General features: G+C 64.6%; 14 protein-coding genes and 5 pseudogenes. 13 read left to right on the top strand and 6 right to left on the bottom strand.

Going from position 1 to position 18,064, the window contains the following annotated elements; all coding sequences use genetic code 11:
- Position 1 precedes the first annotated feature (1 nt).
- From AB0H00_RS07065 to AB0H00_RS07055, 3 genes are read left to right on the top strand one after another with little or no spacing between them, the layout of a single operon-like run.
- Complete coding sequence (locus AB0H00_RS07065) at positions 2-727, top strand: MerR family transcriptional regulator (protein ID WP_357262047.1); 726 nt, start codon at positions 2-4, stop codon at positions 725-727.
- A 13-nt stretch (positions 728-740) separates the two neighbouring features.
- Positions 741-1,577: a hypothetical protein gene (locus AB0H00_RS07060; RefSeq protein WP_357262044.1), complete on the top strand. Its 837-nt coding sequence runs from the start codon at positions 741-743 to the stop codon at positions 1,575-1,577.
- A gap of 4 nt (positions 1,578-1,581) precedes the next feature.
- Positions 1,582-1,704 carry a hypothetical protein gene (locus tag AB0H00_RS07055; RefSeq protein ID WP_357262041.1) on the top strand — a complete coding sequence of 41 codons (123 nt, stop codon included), beginning with the start codon at positions 1,582-1,584 and terminating at the stop codon, positions 1,702-1,704.
- Between the two features lie 144 nt (positions 1,705-1,848).
- Here AB0H00_RS07055 and AB0H00_RS07050 read toward each other — a convergent pair whose 3' ends face one another.
- Positions 1,849-4,863 (bottom strand): Tn3 family transposase, encoded by a 3,015-nt coding sequence (locus tag AB0H00_RS07050; protein ID WP_357262039.1) that lies wholly within the window; start codon positions 4,861-4,863, stop codon positions 1,849-1,851.
- Positions 4,864-5,266: 403 nt separating this feature from the next.
- Here AB0H00_RS07050 and AB0H00_RS07045 point away from each other — a divergent pair, with 403 nt between their 5' ends.
- The 4 genes and pseudogenes from AB0H00_RS07045 to AB0H00_RS07030 form a co-directional block, all read left to right on the top strand.
- Positions 5,267-5,854: an H-type lectin domain-containing protein gene (locus AB0H00_RS07045; protein WP_357262036.1), complete on the top strand. Its 588-nt coding sequence runs from the start codon at positions 5,267-5,269 to the stop codon at positions 5,852-5,854.
- A gap of 122 nt (positions 5,855-5,976) precedes the next feature.
- Positions 5,977-6,168 (top strand): annotated as a pseudogene (locus AB0H00_RS07040) (DUF3732 domain-containing protein); the annotation flags it as partial.
- A 183-nt stretch (positions 6,169-6,351) separates the two neighbouring features.
- Complete coding sequence (locus AB0H00_RS07035) at positions 6,352-8,358, top strand: FAD-dependent oxidoreductase (protein WP_357262033.1); 2,007 nt, start codon at positions 6,352-6,354, stop codon at positions 8,356-8,358.
- A gap of 109 nt (positions 8,359-8,467) precedes the next feature.
- A pseudogene (locus AB0H00_RS07030) lies at positions 8,468-8,683 on the top strand (IPT/TIG domain-containing protein); the annotation flags it as partial.
- A 216-nt stretch (positions 8,684-8,899) separates the two neighbouring features.
- On the opposite strand, the pseudogene AB0H00_RS07025 reads toward AB0H00_RS07030, so the two are convergent.
- Both AB0H00_RS07025 and AB0H00_RS07020 read right to left on the bottom strand, forming a co-directional pair.
- Positions 8,900-9,109 (bottom strand): annotated as a pseudogene (locus AB0H00_RS07025) (PucR family transcriptional regulator); the annotation flags it as partial.
- 40 nt (positions 9,110-9,149) lie between these two features.
- Complete coding sequence (locus AB0H00_RS07020; RefSeq protein ID WP_357262030.1) at positions 9,150-9,530, bottom strand: DUF488 domain-containing protein; 381 nt, start codon at positions 9,528-9,530, stop codon at positions 9,150-9,152.
- A gap of 287 nt (positions 9,531-9,817) precedes the next feature.
- On the opposite strand from AB0H00_RS07020, the gene AB0H00_RS07015 reads away from it, so the two are divergent.
- Both AB0H00_RS07015 and AB0H00_RS07010 read left to right on the top strand, forming a co-directional pair.
- Positions 9,818-11,251, top strand: a complete 1,434-nt coding sequence (locus AB0H00_RS07015; protein ID WP_357262027.1) for an aminobutyraldehyde dehydrogenase — start codon at positions 9,818-9,820, stop codon at positions 11,249-11,251.
- Positions 11,252-11,715: 464 nt separating this feature from the next.
- Positions 11,716-12,531, top strand: coding sequence for a class I SAM-dependent methyltransferase (locus AB0H00_RS07010; RefSeq protein ID WP_357262024.1), 816 nt, complete (start codon positions 11,716-11,718; stop codon positions 12,529-12,531).
- A 20-nt stretch (positions 12,532-12,551) separates the two neighbouring features.
- On the opposite strand, the pseudogene AB0H00_RS07005 reads toward AB0H00_RS07010, so the two are convergent.
- Positions 12,552-13,079 (bottom strand): annotated as a pseudogene (locus tag AB0H00_RS07005) (amidohydrolase family protein); the annotation flags it as partial.
- Positions 13,080-13,093: 14 nt separating this feature from the next.
- Here AB0H00_RS07005 and AB0H00_RS07000 point away from each other — a divergent pair.
- The 4 genes and pseudogenes from AB0H00_RS07000 to AB0H00_RS06985 form a co-directional block, all read left to right on the top strand.
- Positions 13,094-13,399 (top strand): annotated as a pseudogene (locus AB0H00_RS07000) (LysR family transcriptional regulator); the annotation flags it as partial.
- Between the two features lie 140 nt (positions 13,400-13,539).
- The gene (locus AB0H00_RS06995) at positions 13,540-14,112 is read left to right on the top strand and encodes a substrate-binding domain-containing protein (protein ID WP_357262021.1); all 573 of its coding nucleotides are present in this window, start codon (positions 13,540-13,542) and stop codon (positions 14,110-14,112) included.
- A 328-nt stretch (positions 14,113-14,440) separates the two neighbouring features.
- A complete protein-coding gene (locus tag AB0H00_RS06990; protein WP_357262018.1) occupies positions 14,441-15,694 on the top strand; it encodes an MFS transporter in 1,254 nt (417 codons plus the stop codon).
- Positions 15,695-15,699: 5 nt separating this feature from the next.
- A complete protein-coding gene (locus AB0H00_RS06985; RefSeq protein WP_357262015.1) occupies positions 15,700-16,077 on the top strand; it encodes a metalloregulator ArsR/SmtB family transcription factor in 378 nt (125 codons plus the stop codon).
- A gap of 136 nt (positions 16,078-16,213) precedes the next feature.
- On the opposite strand, the gene AB0H00_RS06980 is transcribed toward AB0H00_RS06985, so the two are convergent.
- Together AB0H00_RS06980 and AB0H00_RS06975 are read right to left on the bottom strand one after the other, a co-directional pair.
- A complete protein-coding gene (locus AB0H00_RS06980) occupies positions 16,214-16,840 on the bottom strand; it encodes a class I SAM-dependent methyltransferase (RefSeq protein ID WP_357262012.1) in 627 nt (208 codons plus the stop codon).
- A 67-nt stretch (positions 16,841-16,907) separates the two neighbouring features.
- Complete coding sequence (locus AB0H00_RS06975; protein ID WP_357262009.1) at positions 16,908-17,981, bottom strand: aldo/keto reductase; 1,074 nt, start codon at positions 17,979-17,981, stop codon at positions 16,908-16,910.
- Between the last annotated feature and the right edge of the window lie 83 nt (positions 17,982-18,064).

Here is an 18,064-nt window from a genome sequence, read left to right as displayed (position 1 = left end):
TATGCGGATTGGAGAGCTTGCGCGGCTAGTCGGGGTGTCGACCCGGACGGTGCGGCACTATCACCACATTGGTGTGCTGTCCGAGCCCGAGCGTCTTGTTAACGGCTACCGGGAGTACGGGCTGAGGGACGCTGTGCTGCTGGCCCGCGTGCGGCGGCTCGCTGAGCTGGGGCTTTCGCTGGACGAGGTCAGGGATGTTCTGGCCGACGATCAAGGGCGGGAGCTGCGGGAGGTCTTGCTGGAGCTGGACACCGATCTCGCCGGGCAGCAAGAAGCGCTGCGGGTGCGGCGGGAAAAGCTGGCCGGGCTGCTGGCCCTAGCCGACCTGGATGCCGACCCCACGTTGCCACCCGAGGCCGCGGCCGTTCTGAGGAGTGTTGCGCCCGGCACCTCCCGGTTTGCCGAAATGGACCGGGAGATGCTCGCCCTTGTGTCGGGCCTCGAGCAGGGTAGCGCCTTCATGGAGCTGCTGAAGCCGCTGACCGAGCCAGAGGCTGTTGCCCGCAGCCATGCCCTATACGCCCGGCTGGACGAGCTGCAGGACGCGCCGACTGACGATCCTCGGATCGACCTGCTGGCCCGGGATCTGGCGGCGCACCTGCCCGCCCCTGTGATCGAAACCATGATCCAGAACCTGGACGTCCCCTGGAGCCGGACCGTCCTGGACGAGTTCTCCCCTGCTCAGGCCGAGGTGTTCGAACGCCTCGGCCACCTGCTGAAAGACTGAAAGAGAGGTTCCGATGCTGCGCGTCGCGCGTGCCGCCATCTTCGCTGTCCTGCCGGGCGAGGTCCTGATCCTGATCCTGCTGATTGCCGGGGTCGAGTTGCCGCGCGCGGTGACCGTCTGCACCGAGGCTGTTGTGCTCGCCCTGCTCGTCTTCGAGGCGGCGGTCGCGGCCTGGCTGTGGCGCGGGCACCGCCAGTCCGGGCTGAGCGGGCGTACAGCGGCGCGCGCCGCTTATGAGGATCTGGTGCCGTTGAAGGTGCGCCGGATCGTCGGATTCGACTTCAAGGCGCTGGTCAGTTTGTTCCTGTTCGCTGCGCGCCGCAGGCACGGCGTCCCGGACGGCACGACCCCGGTCTCCTATCACCGCGAGCAGAACGCCATCATGATGATGTTCATGGTCGCGATGGTGATCGAGGCCGTCACGGTGGACCTGCTGCTGCGCGCGATCGACGCCCCAGGGCCGCTGCGAAAGATCATCCTGGCCGCCGATGTGTACGGAATCCTGATTGGCTTGGCCATCGCCGCCGCTGCGGTCACCCGCCCCCACGTGATCTCGCAGGACGAGTTGCGACTGCGGTCGGGCGGCTACTTCGACTTGCGGATCCCGCGGGAGCTGATCGCCTCGGTGCGCAGGGCCCGCAACTTCAGCGAACCCGGCTGGTTCGTGCTCGAGGATGAGAAGTTCGCCCTCGCCGTGTCGTCGCAAACCAACCTCGTCGTCGAACTGAGTGAACCAGTCACCCTGACCCGCCCCTTGGGCGCCCAAGCCGAGGTCAGCATGATCCGCTTCTTCGCCGACAAGCCCGAAGAAGCGTTCGCAGCACTAGCAGCCACGCTCGAACGAAGCTAGGCCCATGTCGGTACCTTCACCACAGTGGACGTTTGACCGCCACGAGATCCTCTCAGCGTTCGAATCGGTACCCGAGCACGTCTTCGAGGAGATCGTCGACACGATCTTCCTTCCGCTCGTGCGCTGACGCGCCTTCGTCTCCGGCGAAACCTGCAATTCGCCGGTTCCACGGCTGGGTCGGCATGCCGCCGCCGACCCAGCCGCAGCCCGATCACACCCCCATCGAGGAGATCCTCTACACGACTTCCCGCTGTTGCAGCTCACGGTTCGGTCAGAACAAGGTGTCGCGGACGCGTAGCGGCCGGTAGCCGGTGGGTCCGAGCGCGGCGAGTTCGGCGTCGACGTCGACTTCGATCGCCCCGAAGAAATTGATGTTCTCGCTGTGCGCGGGCGAAATGTGGGCCAAGACATCGTCGTCAACCCGTCGCCCGGCCCGGCGCATCTGTTCGACCGCCAACCCGTAATACTCCGTGGTCCAGGCGATTACCGCGTTAGTGGCCAGGGTCAGGCACCATGCCTGCTCGGTCTGGGCTTCCAGGTGCCGGGCACGGAAGGCACCTTCGTGAGCGTAGGTGAGGTCGCGTTTGAGGGCATGGATGGATTCGCCCTTGTTGAGCTGGCGCGAGATCTTGCGCCGGTAGTCGGGATCGGTCAGGTACCGGCAGGCGTAGATGGTGCGGCGCATCGCACCGTACTCCTTGAGCGCCGCTGCCAGAGCATTCTGTCGACCCGAGGCCGACAGCTTGCCGACCAGCAGCGACGCGGTGGCGTGCCCGAACTTCAGCGACCCGGCCAACCTGAGCAGGTCGTCGTAATGCTCGGCGATCAAGTCCAGATTCAACTTGCGGGTCAGCAGCGGTCCCGCATGCGGGAACCGCGCGTCGGCATCGACGCGCGGCACCGGCCGGTACAGGGTGATCTTGCCCAGATCCCGGATACGTGGGGACAACTGCATCCCGAGCAGGTCGAACAGCGCAAAGTTGACCAGGGTGACCCCGTGGGTATCTGTCGCATGCTCGGTGATCGGCAGATCGGTTGCGTTGCCCAGGATTTCATCGAGTACGTAGTGGGCTTCGCGGCGGGTGGTGACGATGATCTTGGTGCCGTAGGTGGTGTGCTGATCAGTGACGTGGGTGTAGGTCGATAAGCCCTGGTCAGCGAAGAATTGAGGCACAGTGCGAGCAGTGGTCGACTTGCCGCGCGTCGGGAACCGCTGACCGTCACTGGATGACAGGGTTCCTGTTCCGAAAGCCGCTGTCAGCGGCAGTCTTTGGTGGTAGCCGATGATCGCGAGATTCGCCGCGCGCAGCGTTTCCTCGCGCACATACCATTCCGCGGTCCAGGCCAGGATGTCGTAGGTGATGCCGCTGGCTTCGGCCATCCGAGTGAGCCCCAGGTTCGTGGAGTAGGCCAGCAGCACCGCGATCAGATTGCGTTTGAGTTCCGGGCTGCGGGCCTGTTTGCCGCCGGCGTGGGTGAAGCAGTCCAGGTAGCCGGTGCGTTTGTCCAGCTCGATCAGCAACGACACGATCGGCGCGAACGGCAGCATCTCGGTCAACTCAGCCTTCAACGTGATCGCCTCGGTCGGAATGTCCTCGGCGGTCAACGGTGAGATCACCAGATCACCGGCCTCGTCCAGGCGCACCGGCCCGTCACCGGCTGTGAGCATCTGCTCCAGTTCGCTGACGGCCTCACCCCACTCATCGGACAGTACGGCCAACGCACGAGCCGGATCAGCCGGTTTGTCGACCAGGCGGCAGAACTCGCCGCGTTGGGGCTCCCACTGCTGCCGAGTGAGCAGGTAGGCGGCTGGATCGGCGTAGCGCCGCGACCCTGGAACGAACACATCCCCACTACGCAGCCCGTCCCGCAGCCCGAGCAGCACACACAACTCCCAAAAGTGTCGGTAGGCCACAGTATTCCCGGTCTTACGTGCTTCGTCGAGATAGCCCCGCCACTTGGTCGGCACGAATCCTGTGGGCGCGTCGTCGAACACCTTCCGGCGACCTGTCGCGTTGAGCTCGCGCAACATGTTCACCGCGATCAGCAACTCCGTCGCCGAAGTTCCGCCGGCGAAGTGCACCGCCGACAACACCGCCGGAGTGAACTTCCGCAGATACGAATACGACCCATCGAGAGCGGCCAGGTGCCCGTGATCACGCGGCAGCCGCGGCCGGGCCTGGGCGATCGCGGCCCGCAACCGTTCCCACCCGATGCCCTCACCCCGGATCAACGCCCCCACGTCCTCGTCGGGAACCTGCGGGTCGGTGATGACCGCGAGCAGCTCGTCCAGCAGCGCCTGCCGGTCCTCTCCGCTCTTGCCGCGTTCGACCAGTTCCTCGCGCATCCGGTTCTCGGCGGCACTGAACTTCGCCGACACCGCCTGGTCGAACAGCGCCACCACCTCATCAAGTACCTCGGCGGCAGACTGCGCCAGCACCGTCAACAAGATCGGATACCGACGCTCGGGATCACGGCGCTCCAGTGCTTGACCGGTCAGGCGGCGACCCAGCGTGGCCAGGAACCGGCGGCGCTCGGCCGGAAGCACCGACAAATCCAGGGTGTCCGCCCCCAGACCACGAACGAACCCCAGCTTCTCGACCTCGTTCTTTACCGCGGCCGCCGACGCCTCCACCGGTCCGGTGGACAACCACCGCAGCCGCGACATCCGAATCGAGGCATCGATGACCAGCAACCGGTCCAGCTCGGCGCGTCGTTGCGGAGTCAGCTCGTGCGCGAGTCGATCGTAGGTCTCCCGTTGTGCTTGTTCACGAGCATGCACGACGCGGCGCACGACGGTATCGGGGCTGGGGCGGATCACCCGCGCCGAGAGCAGATACTCACACCCCAACCGGAACAGCAGTGTCGGCGAATCATGTTCCATCGCCCGCGCCAGCAAGAACTCGTCCAACTCCTTGAGTTCCAGCGCACCGGCCGACCGCCAACCCAGATACTGAGCCGCCAATCGCAGGTGCTCGGTGCGCGTCTGCGCCCGCTTGCCGTACGAACGGATCAGCGACGCATCAACATCCAGTTGCTGCGCCAACCGCGCCACGGCCACCACAGGCGCGGCAGCCACCTTGTCCGGCACGAACCCCAACCACGGCAGAGCGCACAACGCCACCGACAAACCCAGCCGCTCCGCCGGGCCGCGCCCGCGTCCCGGCGTCAGAAAGGCGATGTCAGCCGGAGTGAGCGTGAAGTGCCGGAACAACTCCTCGCGGCTGATATCCGGGAACTCACGCAGCCGCGCCAACTCCTCGGTCGCGAACACCTGCATCGCCACGAAACCCGACCTCCAGCACGCCGACCAACCTCATCGGCAGCCCAGCCAACCACCAATCACGATGCCCCGCAGGACAAACCAGGAGCTCGCTATCTCCGCTGGTCAAGCCATTGTCGTTGTTTTTCGTCCGATTACTACCGGGACCCCGTGTAGTGAAAACCGCTGTGCGACAGCATCTTTCGCGCTAGCATGGTGTAGGGGATCCCCACCGAAGTTGGTGGCCACTCGAGTACTGGTATGGCATTTCTTTGATGCACGCATCAACCCAGGTTCTACAAGCGTTTCGAAGACTACGCAGTCCCCTCGTCGGGGGATATGCGGGAATACAGTCGCGTTCAGGGGAGTAGGAACCATGCAAATTACGCCGGTCGTAAATAACGCACCGTCTTCTTTCAGTCAAACGATGACCAGTAACGGGGGGACTCTCTACATACAGTTCTCGGGGTCGGCCTGGCGCGGCAACGCCGGAAAAGTCAGCGTCGATTTGTTGATGGACGGGACCGTCATCGCCACCGCATCGGTCTACACGAACGAAGCCAGCTCACACAAAGCGCTGGTCCCGGTCGCGGTCCTCATCCCAGCGGCCGCGGGACAGCACACTTTCACCGTCGCGCCGACGCCGGGCAGCGGCACGAACATCGACCAAAACGACTATTTCACCGTCACGGTCAACGAGACCACCCCCAACCACTTCGAAAGCGGTAAAATCTCGGTGGGCTATCTTATCTCACCGGGATGGGACCTCACCAGCGGTACCCCCGGGTGGCGGGAGTGGCGAGAGCCTGTCACATTCACCAAACCGTTCAACTCGCCACCGGAAGTTACGGTGGGGCTTTCCATGGTCGACATAGGGAAAGTCGCGAATTCTCGGGTGATGGTCGAAGCGGAAAATATCACGGGCCAGGGTTTCGATCTGGTGGTCAAAGCGTGGGACGACACCGTTTTGTACAGCGTCAATGTTGATTGGCTGGCGTATGGCGACGCGCAGTAGCCTGCCTTGCCCGCGGGCGGGTAGCCGACCGGAGTGAGTTCGAAGCGCAACAGCCCACGGGGTACCTCCGTGGGCTGTTGCGCACGACCCCGATCCCGCCGTCTGTGCGCCATGCGCTCTAGATCAAGGACAAGGCCGTCGCCCTTGACCTCGAACACAAGAAGTCACCCATACGCCTCGACCCGCGAGGGCTGACCGTCGTCGCGGACACCGCCCGCGGCCCGGTCCGCCTGACCGACATGGGCGGCGACGAGAATTGGCTCGGCTACCACGTCACCGCCCTCCTCAGCATGCACAAGTGGTTCTCCGAACAGCGCAATCCCGGGCCCCGCTTCCTTGTCCTCGACCAGCCGTCTCGGGTCTACTTCCCGGAGACGCCCCCGATGGCAGGGCTTCGGCCGGACCCGACAGAACCTCTTTGCTCAACTTTCGATTGGCCGGTATGTGAATCTGGTGAATTACCTTCTCACCCAACGTATTTCCCCGATACTGTGACGATGGAACAGTCGAATGATATTCCGTCGAGTAATGGCTCGGAGCCCGCCTTCGCGGGGCAGACAACGATCGGCGACGCAACGGTCGAAAGGAGGCCGTCGAGCATACTCGTCGTGGGTGCGGGAATCGCAGGATTGACTGCGGCACAAGCGCTTCGGAAGCTGGGGCACGCCGTGACCGTGCTGGAGGCGCGCAACAGGATCGGCGGCCGGATCTGGACCGACAGCGACGGCGTCGACCTGGGCGCGCACTGGATACACGGTACGGAGGGCAATCCGCTCACCGAACTGGTTGAACAACTCGAAATCCCACACAGTTATGTCGGCGGCGACAGTTCCTATACCGGCGGATTCGACAGTCTGGCGCTGATCGGACCCGATCGGAAGATCAGCCCCGCGACGGTAAAGAACCGAACCCTGGAACTCGCCGACAAAGTACTCCACGAACTCGAGCGGCGCGCCGAAATCGCCCGCAGCCGCAAACATCCAGATGTGCCGCTGGCCGCGGTCGTGGATCAGATCCTCGCTGAAGCGGGCCACAGTCACGACGATGAACAGGCCATCCGCTATCACCTCAATGTGATCCTGCGCGAAGACGTCGGTGAGGATCCCGGCGGACTATCGTTCAAGTTCTGGGAGGACGGCTACCGCGTCTACGGATATGGTGACAGCGTCCTGCACGGCGGCTACCAGGCCGTGGTCGATGCACTCGCCGAGGATGTGACCATCGAACTGGAAACCGTCGTGCGCCGGATCGATACCGGTGACGGCTCGACGCCGGTGCGGGTGACGACCGACCGCGGCGTCCACGAAGCCGACAAGGTGCTGGTCACCGTGCCACTCGGCGTTCTCAAATCGAACGAAATCGAGTTCAGCCCGTTGCTGCCGGAGACCAAGCGCCAAGCCATCGACCGCGTCGGGTTCGGCACGCTGAACAAGATTGCCTTGCACTACGACCGAATCTTCTGGCCCGCGGAGCAATACGTCTTCGGCTATCTGTGCCGTGAGACCGACAATTACCCGACCGTGGTGATCAGCATGTGGAAGTCGCACGGCAAGCCGATTCTGGTCCTGCTGCTCGGCGCATCGCTCGGGCGCGCCATGGAAACCTGGGCCGATGTCGAGGTCCAGGACTACGCGGCCGGCGTCGTGCGGGATATCTTCGGCACGAACACTCCCACGCCCAAGCATGTTTCCAGAACGGCGTGGTCGACGGACCCGTACGCGCTCGGTTCCTACGCCTGCATCGGTGTCGACGCTTCCCCGCGCGACCTCGACACACTCGCCGAACCCGTCGGCGCGCGCCTTTTCTTCGCGGGCGAGGCGACCAACAGTTACCACTGGGGCTGCGTCCACAGTGCCTACGAGTCGGGTCTGCGCGAAGCGGCCCGCATCGCCGACGACCCGTCGATCTACAGCCCACCGAGCACCGAGACCTCGCGCCGACAACGCCGCGATATCGACCGCATGAAACGCTTCGCGCGAATGCGTATGAGGCACCTCAGCTTCGACTGTCTACGAGCTCGCGTAGCCTGCCTCACCGATGGCGTCGATCCCTTCGGCGTGCCGTTGTTCGCACCCCTTGTCGACGCCGACCTGGAAACCCTTGCCTCTATGTTCGATGAACTCACCTACGCCCCCGGCGACCCCATCTGCCGCGAAGACGACACCGCCTACGGCGTCTACGTCGTCGCCGAGGGTGACGTGGAGGTCGATTTCGGCGGTGTCTACGACCGCGCCGTGCTGACCAGAGGCAGTATCCTCGGCGGCCACGACCTGTTCTTCGACGCCAGAACCATTACCGTCACCGCCGTGACTGCGGTCCGCCTCTACTACCTCGACCACTACCGCTACAAGACGTTCCTCTACGCCTTCCCTGATGTCATGATGATGATGATCGCCGACCTGGTCACCCGCTGGGAGCAACTGGAAGAGGTCCTCGGCACCGCGGCGCTGACAGGGGCACGCCGAATTTTGCAGGCCAGGCACAGCGGCGACATCGCGTCCTGACGCACGCGCCGTCCAGGGGTAGGCACGCCTATTCTGCACACAGGTGCAGCACCGGTTCGACGGCTGATGGGCCCAGCCCCACCATCACCACCATCGACCCCACCACGGACCGACTACCGGCGGCACCCTTGTGACCATCACCGGCAGCGACCTCACCCACACCGACACCGACACCGACACCGTGGCCTTCGACGGCATCCCGGCGAACTTCGCTCTCATCTCCGACACCACGATCAGCACCACCGCCCCGCCGCATCCCACCAGCCCAGCAGTCCCCCCGTCACCACACCTGGCGGCCAGAGCACCTGGACCTACAGCTGCGTAACCATCACCGGGCGGGTGCGCCGTGGGTGACACGCTTGCCCCGGGAGTCGTTGTCTTTCCTGGTCTGCTCACCTAGCCTCGCAGTCGGCCCGCTTACGCGGGTTGATTTCCCTGCAGAAGCCGGCCTCGGTTTCCCTGCAAAGCCGGGGCCGGTTTCTTTCACGGCCGGGATATCGGAGAACTCGACAGCACTGTTCGGCGTCAAAGGTGAGAGGAAGACCAGCAGCGCGGCGTGCTGCTCGTCGGCGATCCGTGCGCACAGCGCGATCAACCGCAAACTCTCCGGCGCCAACCCAGCCTGCTGGCCACCGTCGCCGCGTTCGCGCCGCCCTCGAGCAAACGGATCACCAGTTCGGATTCCACCTGACGTTCCAGGTCCGCGCTGGCCCGCGATCGCAACAGGTGCCACCGTGCGTGCGCCGTCGGCTTCCAGCGCCAATCCGTATACCACCGGGGGCCGCGTCTCGTCACTTTCTGGGGGACCTACCCTGCTGTGCGACCAGATCGGCGAGTACAGCTGCTTCGCTGATGTCGGTGCTCTTGGTGCCGGTGAGCAATGTGAGTTTGTTCTGCCCTGCCAGTTCGCGCAGATGGGCGAGCGCTTCGGCGCGGTCGGGGTCGGTCAGTTCCTCGCGATAGCGACGGGCGAATTCATCGAACAGTTCCGGGTCGTGGCCGTACCATGTGCGCAGTTCGGTGGAGGGGGCGACCTTTTTGCACCATTCGTCGAGATGTGCCCTGGTTTTGCTGACACCGCGAGGCCAGAGGCGGTCCACGAGCACACGGGTGCCGTCTTGCGGGGTTGGCTCGTCATAGATTCTGCGGATTTGCACAATGCGTCGAGTCATCATCGATCCCTAATATTGTAGATGTCTGTGAATGACTTCGCCACACTATTGTGGCGCAGGCAAATTCGTCGCAATGAGAGATGAAACGATACTGATCACTGCAAATAGAAATTGCTCCGGATGCATGTCCTCAGCGTTAAAAGGAGTAAGCTAGTTCTTTTCGGTGTCGATGCATCAAAATTCTACCGAGCAGGGAGCCTGCAGGCGACGGCGACTGGATGCCATGACGACCGAACGCCTCGCGCAAGGCAATTGTCTACCGAACAAAGCGACCGAGGAGCAGCATTGTGACAGTTGTCAAGAACTTCATCGACGGCAAGCTCGTCGACTCGGTCGGCGGTGCGACGATGACGCTCGTCGACCCCACCACTGGCGATCAGTACGGCACCGCCCCTGCGTCCAATGAACAGGATATCGATAACGCGTACGCAGCGGCGGCCAGGGCATTCTGCGACTGGAAACGCACGACGCCGTCGCACCGCCAGAAGGCGCTGCTCGATTTCGCCGACGAGTTGGAGAATGTCGCCATTGCGCTTGTTGAGGCCGAGGGCCGCAACACCGGCAAGCCGAACCACGTCACCTTGGCCGCAGAGATCCCGCAGATGCTGGACCAGACCCGGTTCTTCGCGGGAGCGGCACGGGTTCTCGAGGGCAAGTCGGCCTGCGAGTACCTTGCGGGCCATACATCGTGGATCCGCCGAGAGCCGGTCGGCGTCATCGGACAGGTGACGCCGTGGAATTACCCGATGATGATGGCAATCTGGAAGTTTGTTCCCGCGATCGCGGCGGGCAACACCGTGGTGATCAAGCCGAGCGACACCACCCCGGTGACGACGGTGATGCTGGCCGAACTGGCTTCCAAGCATCTGCCGCCGGGCGTGCTCAACGTGGTAACCGGTGACCAGACGACCGGCGCAGCGGTGGTGGCGCATCCGACCCCGATGATGGTGTCGATCACCGGTTCGGTGGCCGCGGGCCGTGCGGTCGCGGAGTCGGCCGGAGGCCGCCTGAAGCGCACACATCTGGAGTTGGGCGGCAAGGCGCCGGTAATCGTATTCCCCGACGCCGATATCGCTGCTGCCGCCGAAGGTATCGCGGCCTCGGGTTATTTCAACGCCGGGCAGGACTGCACGGCGGCCACCCGGGTGCTCGGTCACGCGTCGGTGGCCGATGATTTGACCGCGGCGCTGGCCGAGCAGGCCAGCAGTGCCACAACGACGTTCGGCAAGGCAGCCGACGACGAGGACGCCTGGGTGCCACCGGTCAACAACGCCAACCAACTACAGCGGGTGCTCGCCTTCCTCGAGGAGGTGCCCGACCACGCTTCGGTCGTGGTCGGCGGGCGCCGGCAGGGCGACCACGGGTATTACGTCGAGCCGACGGTCGTCGGCGGGCTGCGCCAGTATGACCGGCTGAGCCAGAACGAGATCTTCGGCCCGGTGATCACCGTGCAGTCGTTCATCGACGAAGACGAGGCGATCCAATGGGCCAACGGCGTCGAATACGGGCTGGCGTCGTCGTTGTGGACCAAGGACGTGTCGAGGGCGCTCCGCGTGTCGGCCGCGCTCGACTTCGGCTGCGTGTGGATCAACACCCACACCGCACTGATCGCCGAGATGCCGCACGGCGGGTTCAAGTCGTCCGGGCACGGCAAGGATCTGTCGATGTACGGGCTGGAGGACTACACCCGCGTCAAGCACGTGATGGCGAAGATCGACTGACCGGCGTCCTGGTGGCGGACCCATCCCGATGGATACGGTGGATTCCCAACCGGATGCTCGGAGGATCACTGTCCGGCGATGTCGGTCCCCGCCACAATTCGATCAGTGTGAGCGAACAGCGCTGGCAAACATCCAGCATATCGCCGATCGGACCTCCGACCGCACCCGTCCAGCGGTCCCGTCCACGAGGAGGCGGGTATGACCTTCGCTGCTACAGAAGATCTGGCGATTGCGTTTCGTTCTCGATGGTGGTGGTGCACGCCGATTCCCACTACCGACAGACTCGCGCACGTCGTCGAGACCGAAACATAAGTCCGTCATCGAACCGCTGATTCGAGTCCCAGGAGTCTGTTTCGAGTCGGCGTTCGATGCAGCCGCAGCGCCACTTCCAGTCTCGACCGTCCGATCCATTTCGGCATTCTCACGGCGTATTTATCGGCTACATACATTCGAGGGAGCCCCCGATGACCGACTACAGCCCCGCCGATCTCAAGGCAAAGCATCGCGCAATGTGGGCACTGGGCGACTACCCCACCGTTGCCACCGAAGTGATCCCGGAACTGGGCCGACGCCTCGTCCAGGTATGCCGCATCGGTCCCGGTCAGCGGGTGCTCGACATTGCGGCCGGATCCGGGAACGCTGCGATCCCGGCTGCTGAGGCCGGTGCCGAGGTGGTGGCGAGCGACCTCACGCCGGAACTGTTCGAGGCGGGCCGGCGTCTCGCCGCCACACGGGGCGTGAACCTGCAGTGGCACGTAGCCGACGCCGAAGCATTGCCCTTCGCCGACGCGGAGTTCGACTCGGTCATCTCGTGTGTCGGTGTCATGTTCGCACCGTTCCATCAGACCGCCGCGGACGAACTGGTGCGAGTCACCAAGCGGGGTGGGACGATCGGACTTATCAACTGGACACCCACCGGATTCATCGGGCAGATGTTCGCCGCGATGAAGCCGTTCGCTCCGCCGCCCCCGACCGGTGCGCAGCCGCCACCACTGTGGGGCGACGAGGCGCATGTCCGGTCGTTGTTGGGCGATCGTGTCACCGATCTGGAGCTACGGCGCGAGAACGCGGTCATCGATCGTTTCGCCGACGGCATCGAGTTCCGCGACTACTTCAAAACCAACTACGGGCCGACGGTCGCCGTGTACAAGGCCATCGCCGCCGAGCCCGGCCGAATCGCAGTTTTGGACCGGAAGCTCGCTGATCTTGCTGTCCAGCATGACCTCGGCAATGGACGGATGGAGTGGGAGTACCTCTTGGTCACCGCACGCCGACGCTGAGAAACGGGATCTCGACGCGGTCGACAGCCGTGTTCCAGCACAATGGCCGTGCCGCAGGCCTTTTCGATCAGTGGGAGGTAGGCCGCCACTTCAGCCGGGCGGATCATCTGGTCGAAGACCAGGTCATGCTCGCCCAGAAGCCGGAGCAGCTCTGCCGAGCTTGTCTCGGCTGGATTCAGACCGGTAAACACGCGTACTCCACGGAAGGCGGCGCTAGCGGCCTGAGTGAGCGTCTGCTGTGCGATGGCCTGGAAGGGTACTTGCGGATCGATAGCGCCGATGATCCCCGAAGGACGACCCGTGTCCTGATGGAGCTGATTCAGCCACCGGGTCTCGTCCAGAAAAGCTCCAGCGGCGGTGGTTGCTGACACGTGAACCAGGCCGGTGACGTGTATGCCCGCAGCGCCCGCGTCCGCTTGGTAGTCGGACAGGAGATAGTCGCGGTAGAGCGCTGGCCTCGCGACGCGCAGCATCGGATACCAATCGTGCGTGCTCACCTGCCAGAAGTGTGCGTGCGCGTCGACGAAGTCGAGGGAAGCAGTGGGCATCAGGGGGTCTCCGGATGATCAGAGGTATTCTGACGCTCAGTCTCTGGTCGGGGCGCGGCCGACTCCACCGGTCCAACCGCAGGTACCATTCGGAATATCCGAACGCGCGAATGCTGGAGCGTCACAGCCCGAGATCGACAGGGGCCCAGTGGAACTGCGCCAGTTGCGCACCTTTGAGGCGGTTTTGGCTCATCGGACGGGTCACCGACGCCGCCGTGGCGCTTGGCCTCGCGCCGTCCTCGGTCTCGGAACAGATCCGCGCCCTGGAGAAATCCCTGGGCGTTACCCTGTTCGATCGCGCCCCACGCGGGATGACCCGCACTCCGGCGGGGATCGGCTCCTGCTGTGGTCACAGCGGCTGCTCGACCAGGCCGAGCAGGCCCGGCGCGAGGTCCTGGCTGCCCGGCCCCGGCTGCGGCTCGGCGCGCTGGAGACCATTGCGGCCACCCATGTACCCGGTGTGCTCGTCCGCCTGGCCGAACGCCGCCCCGACCTGGACATCTCACTGCATACCGATGCCTCCCGCGGTGGGCTACTCAACTCGGTAGCCACCGGTCAACTGGAGGCGGCGATGATCCTGGACACCGCAGGCCCGCTGGGCGAACTCGGCTTCAACCTGCCGCCGGCCCCGCTGGACTACCTCGATCCGGAGGACGCGCCGTTCGCCCTGGTCGCCGCGCCCACCCATCTCCTCAGCAGCGCCAGCTTCCTGGCCAGGGACGATCTGCGGGGCCAGCGACTGCTGGTGAACACTCCCGCCTGCTCCTTCTGGCTTGCAGGAGAACTCCTGCTCGGCCAGGACATCGAACGGGTCCGCACCGGCGGGGTGGCGGCGACCCGCGCCTGCGCCGAGCTCGGCCTGGGCATCGCGCTGTTACCCGAGTTCGCCGTAGGAGACCAACTAGCCGCAGGCTCGCTGGTCCGGCTGCCACTGGATGCAGCCTCCGTTCAGCTGCATCTACGCCTGGTCTGGCGCACAGACCGCGAAGCCCTACCAGGACTGCGGGAAGTGCTCTACGCGGCTGCCGCGTAACCGCCCGGCGCCGGAGGATCGGGGTACACCGAAACCCCCTGTAGGCCAACGTCGGCAAGCCGGTAGCTGAAGGGCGGCCGGTCGCCGAGGTAACGATCTTCGACTTGCGTTTGGGTGGCCATCGCGGCCGGACGCGGATCTTGACGCGGTTGCGCTCGCCTTTGGACATGCCGCCGAGCACCGACATGATCAGGTTCAGTACTGATATCAGATTCCCTCAGCCAACAACGGCACAGATCCATCATTCAGGCACATTTGAGTGCGCACGTGCGCACCCAAAAGAGATAAAGTGTGGGTGCGCCACTGTTGAACGAAGCCTGGAGGTCCGGTGCCCGCGTTGTTGAGCGTGCTGCGTCACGAACAGTACCGTCGGCTGTTCACCGCTCAGGTCGTGGCGCTGGTCGGTACCGGCCTGCTCACGGTGGCGCTGGGCTTGCTGGCCTATGACATCGCGGGCAGCGATGCCGGCGCGGTACTCGGGACCGCGCTGGGGATCAAGATGGTCGCCTACGTCGCTGTGGCTCCGGTGATTTCGGCGGTGACCGATCGGGTGCCCCGCAAGATCGTGCTGGTGTCGGCGGACGCGGTGCGTGCGGTGATCGCGCTGTTACTCCCGATCGTCGGACAGGTCTGGCAGATCTATGTGCTGATCTTCCTGCTGCAGGCCGCGTCGGCGACCTTCACCCCCACCTTCCAGTCGGTGATCCCCTCGGTGCTGGTCGAGGAGGAGGACTACACGCGCGGTTTGTCGCTGTCGCGACTGGCCTACGATCTCGAGTCGCTGCTCAGTCCGGTACTGGCCGCAGCCTTGCTGACCATGATGAGCTACAACCTGCTGTTCCTGGGCACTGTGGCGGGGTTCGTCGCGTCGGCCTTGCTGGTGATCTCGACGACGCTACCGCGGCTGGTTCCCGCGGATCGGTCGGATCCGCTCATGGACAGGATCACCCGCGGCGCGCGGACCATGCTGTCGCGGCCGGTGCTGCGCGGGCTGCTGGCTATGAACCTCGCGGTCGCTGCGGCCACTGCCCTTGTCCTGGTCAACACCGTCGTATACGTGCGGGACATGCTCGGTGGATCGAATACGTCCGTGGCGATCGCCCTCGGCTGCTACGGCGCCGGATCCATGCTCGTCGCCCTGCTGGTGCCGCGCCTACTCAGCACCGTCGCGGACCGTCGCCTGATGATGACCGGCGCAACGACCATCCCGCTCGGACTGGCCGCGGTCACCGTGGTACTGGCGGTTTCCCCCTCCCCGAGGGTGGGCTGGGTGATGCTCGGGCTGTTGTGGGTCGCGCTCGGCGCGGGTACCTCGATGATCAACACGCCGTCCGCGCGGCTGTTACGGGCACAATCCGAGCCCGACAACCGGACCTCGGTGTTCGCCGCGCAGTTCTCGCTGTCGCATGCCTGTTTCATGCTCACCTATCCGATCGCCGGATGGGTCGGCGCCTCGATCAGCCAGCTCGCCGCGGCACTCACACTGGCCGTGGTCGCTACACTCGCAGCAATAGCAGCTGCACGGGTATGGCCCACCTCGGTCCCGGCAGCTCCGGAATTGGTGGCAGTCGGAGGGCGGTGACGGCGATGGCCGACGAAGCGCAGCCCAAGACTGCGCGGGGCCTGCCCGCCGCGAGTCTGGTACACCCCGTCGCGGCGGATCAACAGCACTTGGACGCCGCCACAAACACCTTCCGCATGCTCGCCGACCCCACCCGGCTGCATATTCTGTGGATCCTGGCCCAGAACGAAGCCGACGTCACCGCGTTGACCGACGCCTGCGGCGCGTCACGCACCGCCGTCAGCCAGCACCTGGCCAAACTCCGATTCACCGGATTGGTCGACACCCGCAGACAAGGACGGCGAGTGATCTACCGCATCCGCGACGGCCACCTCGCCCGCCTGGTACGCGAAGGCATGAACCACGCCGACCACATCGTCACCGGAGAACCCCCACACGCATAGCGCGGTCTTCGATCAAGGCCACTACCGCACGGCGGTTCGACAGGGACGTCCGGCGCAATGGGCGATGTTTCAGCAGATCGACGGCGATACCGTGGTGTCGGCCCACGGCTCCCACGAACACGATCCTCTGCGCCACTCAGACCCTTCCTGCGGCCTTCGCCGTGGCGATGACCAGTTGGTACGCACCGTCGATCCGGGTGAGATGACCGTCGGTGAAACCAGAGGCCGTGAAGCAGGCCAGCAGCTCGTCGTCGCCGTACAGCCGCATGCGCTTCGCCATTGTCGGTGGGACCACCTTGGCGGGTGGGTTGGGCGCCACGGTGTGAACGACCACCCGACCTCCTGGTACGAGCACGCGCTTCAGTTCGGCGAGCGCGGCGGGAGCGTCGAGGAAGAACAGGACGTTCATCAGTGCCGCGCAGGTGAACTGCCCCTCTGGGAATGGCAGGTTCTCGGCGGGGGCGCTAACGACGTCGAGCCCTCCCGCCCGCACCGCGTCGGCGTTGTTGGTCTTTGCCAGCTCCACCATGTCGACACTGTGATCCACCGCGGTGGCTCGGCAGCCGGTCTCGAGCGCCCACTTCACGAACGTGCCGCCACCGCAGCCAATTTCGAGTAGATGGTCGTCGGGGGTGAGGTCCAGCGCTTCCAAAGTGTCGCGAAAGATTCCATGGTGGGCCTTCATATCGCGCCACCACATCCGGGCAATTCTTCCGCGTGGTCGCTGGAGCAGTCGATCGGCCACCATGTCGGCGATTGTCATCGTCACCACCTGTTCTTTCCGCCCACCGGCGGTGTGCCGGAGCTGAGAGCTGTTGTCGCTGTGCAGTTCACGCCTGGACCTGCAGATCGCCGAATACCGTCCGGTGCGCTGCTGGACGACTGAGGAAGTCGTGCGGAAAGCCGAGTTCGACCGCGGACACCCGTTCCAGCCGCTGTAGGTGCTCCTCGTCGAACTCCACCTCGAGCGCGCCGAGATTGTCCGCGAGCTGCCGGGCGGTGCGGGCGCCGACGATCGGCGCGATCACCGACGGGTCACGCATAGTCCAGGCCAGCGCCACCTGAGCAGGTGTGCGCCCCACCTTTTCGGCGACCTCTGCCACTACCGTGGCTATGGCCAGACCGCGTTCGGTCAGGGACTCGTTGGCGATCACCAGGTGCTTGCGGGAATCCCCAGCCGCGGCGGCTACCGAATCGCATGTCAGGTCGGCGCGATGGTATTTGTTGGTCAGCACACCACCGGCCAAGGGGGACCACGGAATAACGCCGAGCCCCATCTGACGCGCCATCGGGATGAGGTCGCGCTCCCCCGTCCGTTCGATGAGGTTGTACTCGATCTGCAGTGCGATCAGCGGAGACCAGCCGCGTAGTTCGGCAATGGCCTGCATGCGCGAAACCTGCCAAGCCGGGGTGTCGGAAATGCCGAGGTAGAGCACCTTGCCCGCCCGCACCAGGTCGTCCATCGCTCGCAGAATCTCCTCGACGGGTGTCAGACCGTCCCACAGATGAAGGTAGAGCAGGTCGAGGTAGTCGGTGCGCAGTCTGCGCAGGCTCGCCTCCACCGAGGCGATCATGCTCTTTCGATGGTTGCCGCCGGAGTTCGGATCGGTCAGTCGTCGCAGTGCACTGTATTTGGTAGCGAGTACCAGGCTTTCGCGGTCGGCGGCGGCGAACTCACCGAGCCACTCCTCCGCGGTGCCGTTGGTGTACTGATTCGCGGTGTCGATGAAGTTGCCGCCGCGGCCGACGTAGGTGTCGAAGATTCGGCGCGCTTCGAGCTTGTCCGACCCCCAGCCCCATTCGGTGCCAAAAGTCATCGACCCCAGTGCGAGCGGTGACACACGCAGGCCGGAGCGACCGAGCACGCGGTAGCAGTCCAGGGCGGACACCCCGCACCGTGTCATTCGTTCCACCAAATCCCTTTCCTCCCTCGCATTTTTCGGCTCCGAACTTTTCGCTGCCGGCTTCGCACCGGTGCGTTTGCCGT

Origin of the sequence: Nocardia sp. NPDC023852, assembly GCF_040639505.1 — a bacterium.
Taxonomy (GTDB): domain Bacteria; phylum Actinomycetota; class Actinomycetes; order Mycobacteriales; family Mycobacteriaceae; genus Nocardia.
Note: the sequence above shows the minus strand (reverse complement) of the source record. Positions and strands in the feature narration are given on the sequence as shown.

Coding starts and splice junctions, on each gene's coding strand:
- AB0H00_RS07065 (WP_357262047.1), top strand. CDS start 2: ATGCGGATTGGAGAGCTTGCGCGGCTAGTCGGGGTGTCGACCCGGACG.
- AB0H00_RS07060 (WP_357262044.1), top strand. CDS start 741: ATGCTGCGCGTCGCGCGTGCCGCCATCTTCGCTGTCCTGCCGGGCGAG.
- AB0H00_RS07055 (WP_357262041.1), top strand. CDS start 1,582: ATGTCGGTACCTTCACCACAGTGGACGTTTGACCGCCACGAGATCCTC.
- AB0H00_RS07045 (WP_357262036.1), top strand. CDS start 5,267: ATGACCAGTAACGGGGGGACTCTCTACATACAGTTCTCGGGGTCGGCC.
- AB0H00_RS07035 (WP_357262033.1), top strand. CDS start 6,352: ATGGAACAGTCGAATGATATTCCGTCGAGTAATGGCTCGGAGCCCGCC.
- AB0H00_RS07020 (WP_357262030.1), bottom strand. CDS start 9,530: ATGACTCGACGCATTGTGCAAATCCGCAGAATCTATGACGAGCCAACC.
- AB0H00_RS07010 (WP_357262024.1), top strand. CDS start 11,716: ATGACCGACTACAGCCCCGCCGATCTCAAGGCAAAGCATCGCGCAATG.
- AB0H00_RS06985 (WP_357262015.1), top strand. CDS start 15,700: ATGGCCGACGAAGCGCAGCCCAAGACTGCGCGGGGCCTGCCCGCCGCG.
- AB0H00_RS06980 (WP_357262012.1), bottom strand. CDS start 16,840: ATGACAATCGCCGACATGGTGGCCGATCGACTGCTCCAGCGACCACGC.
- AB0H00_RS06975 (WP_357262009.1), bottom strand. CDS start 17,981: ATGACACGGTGCGGGGTGTCCGCCCTGGACTGCTACCGCGTGCTCGGT.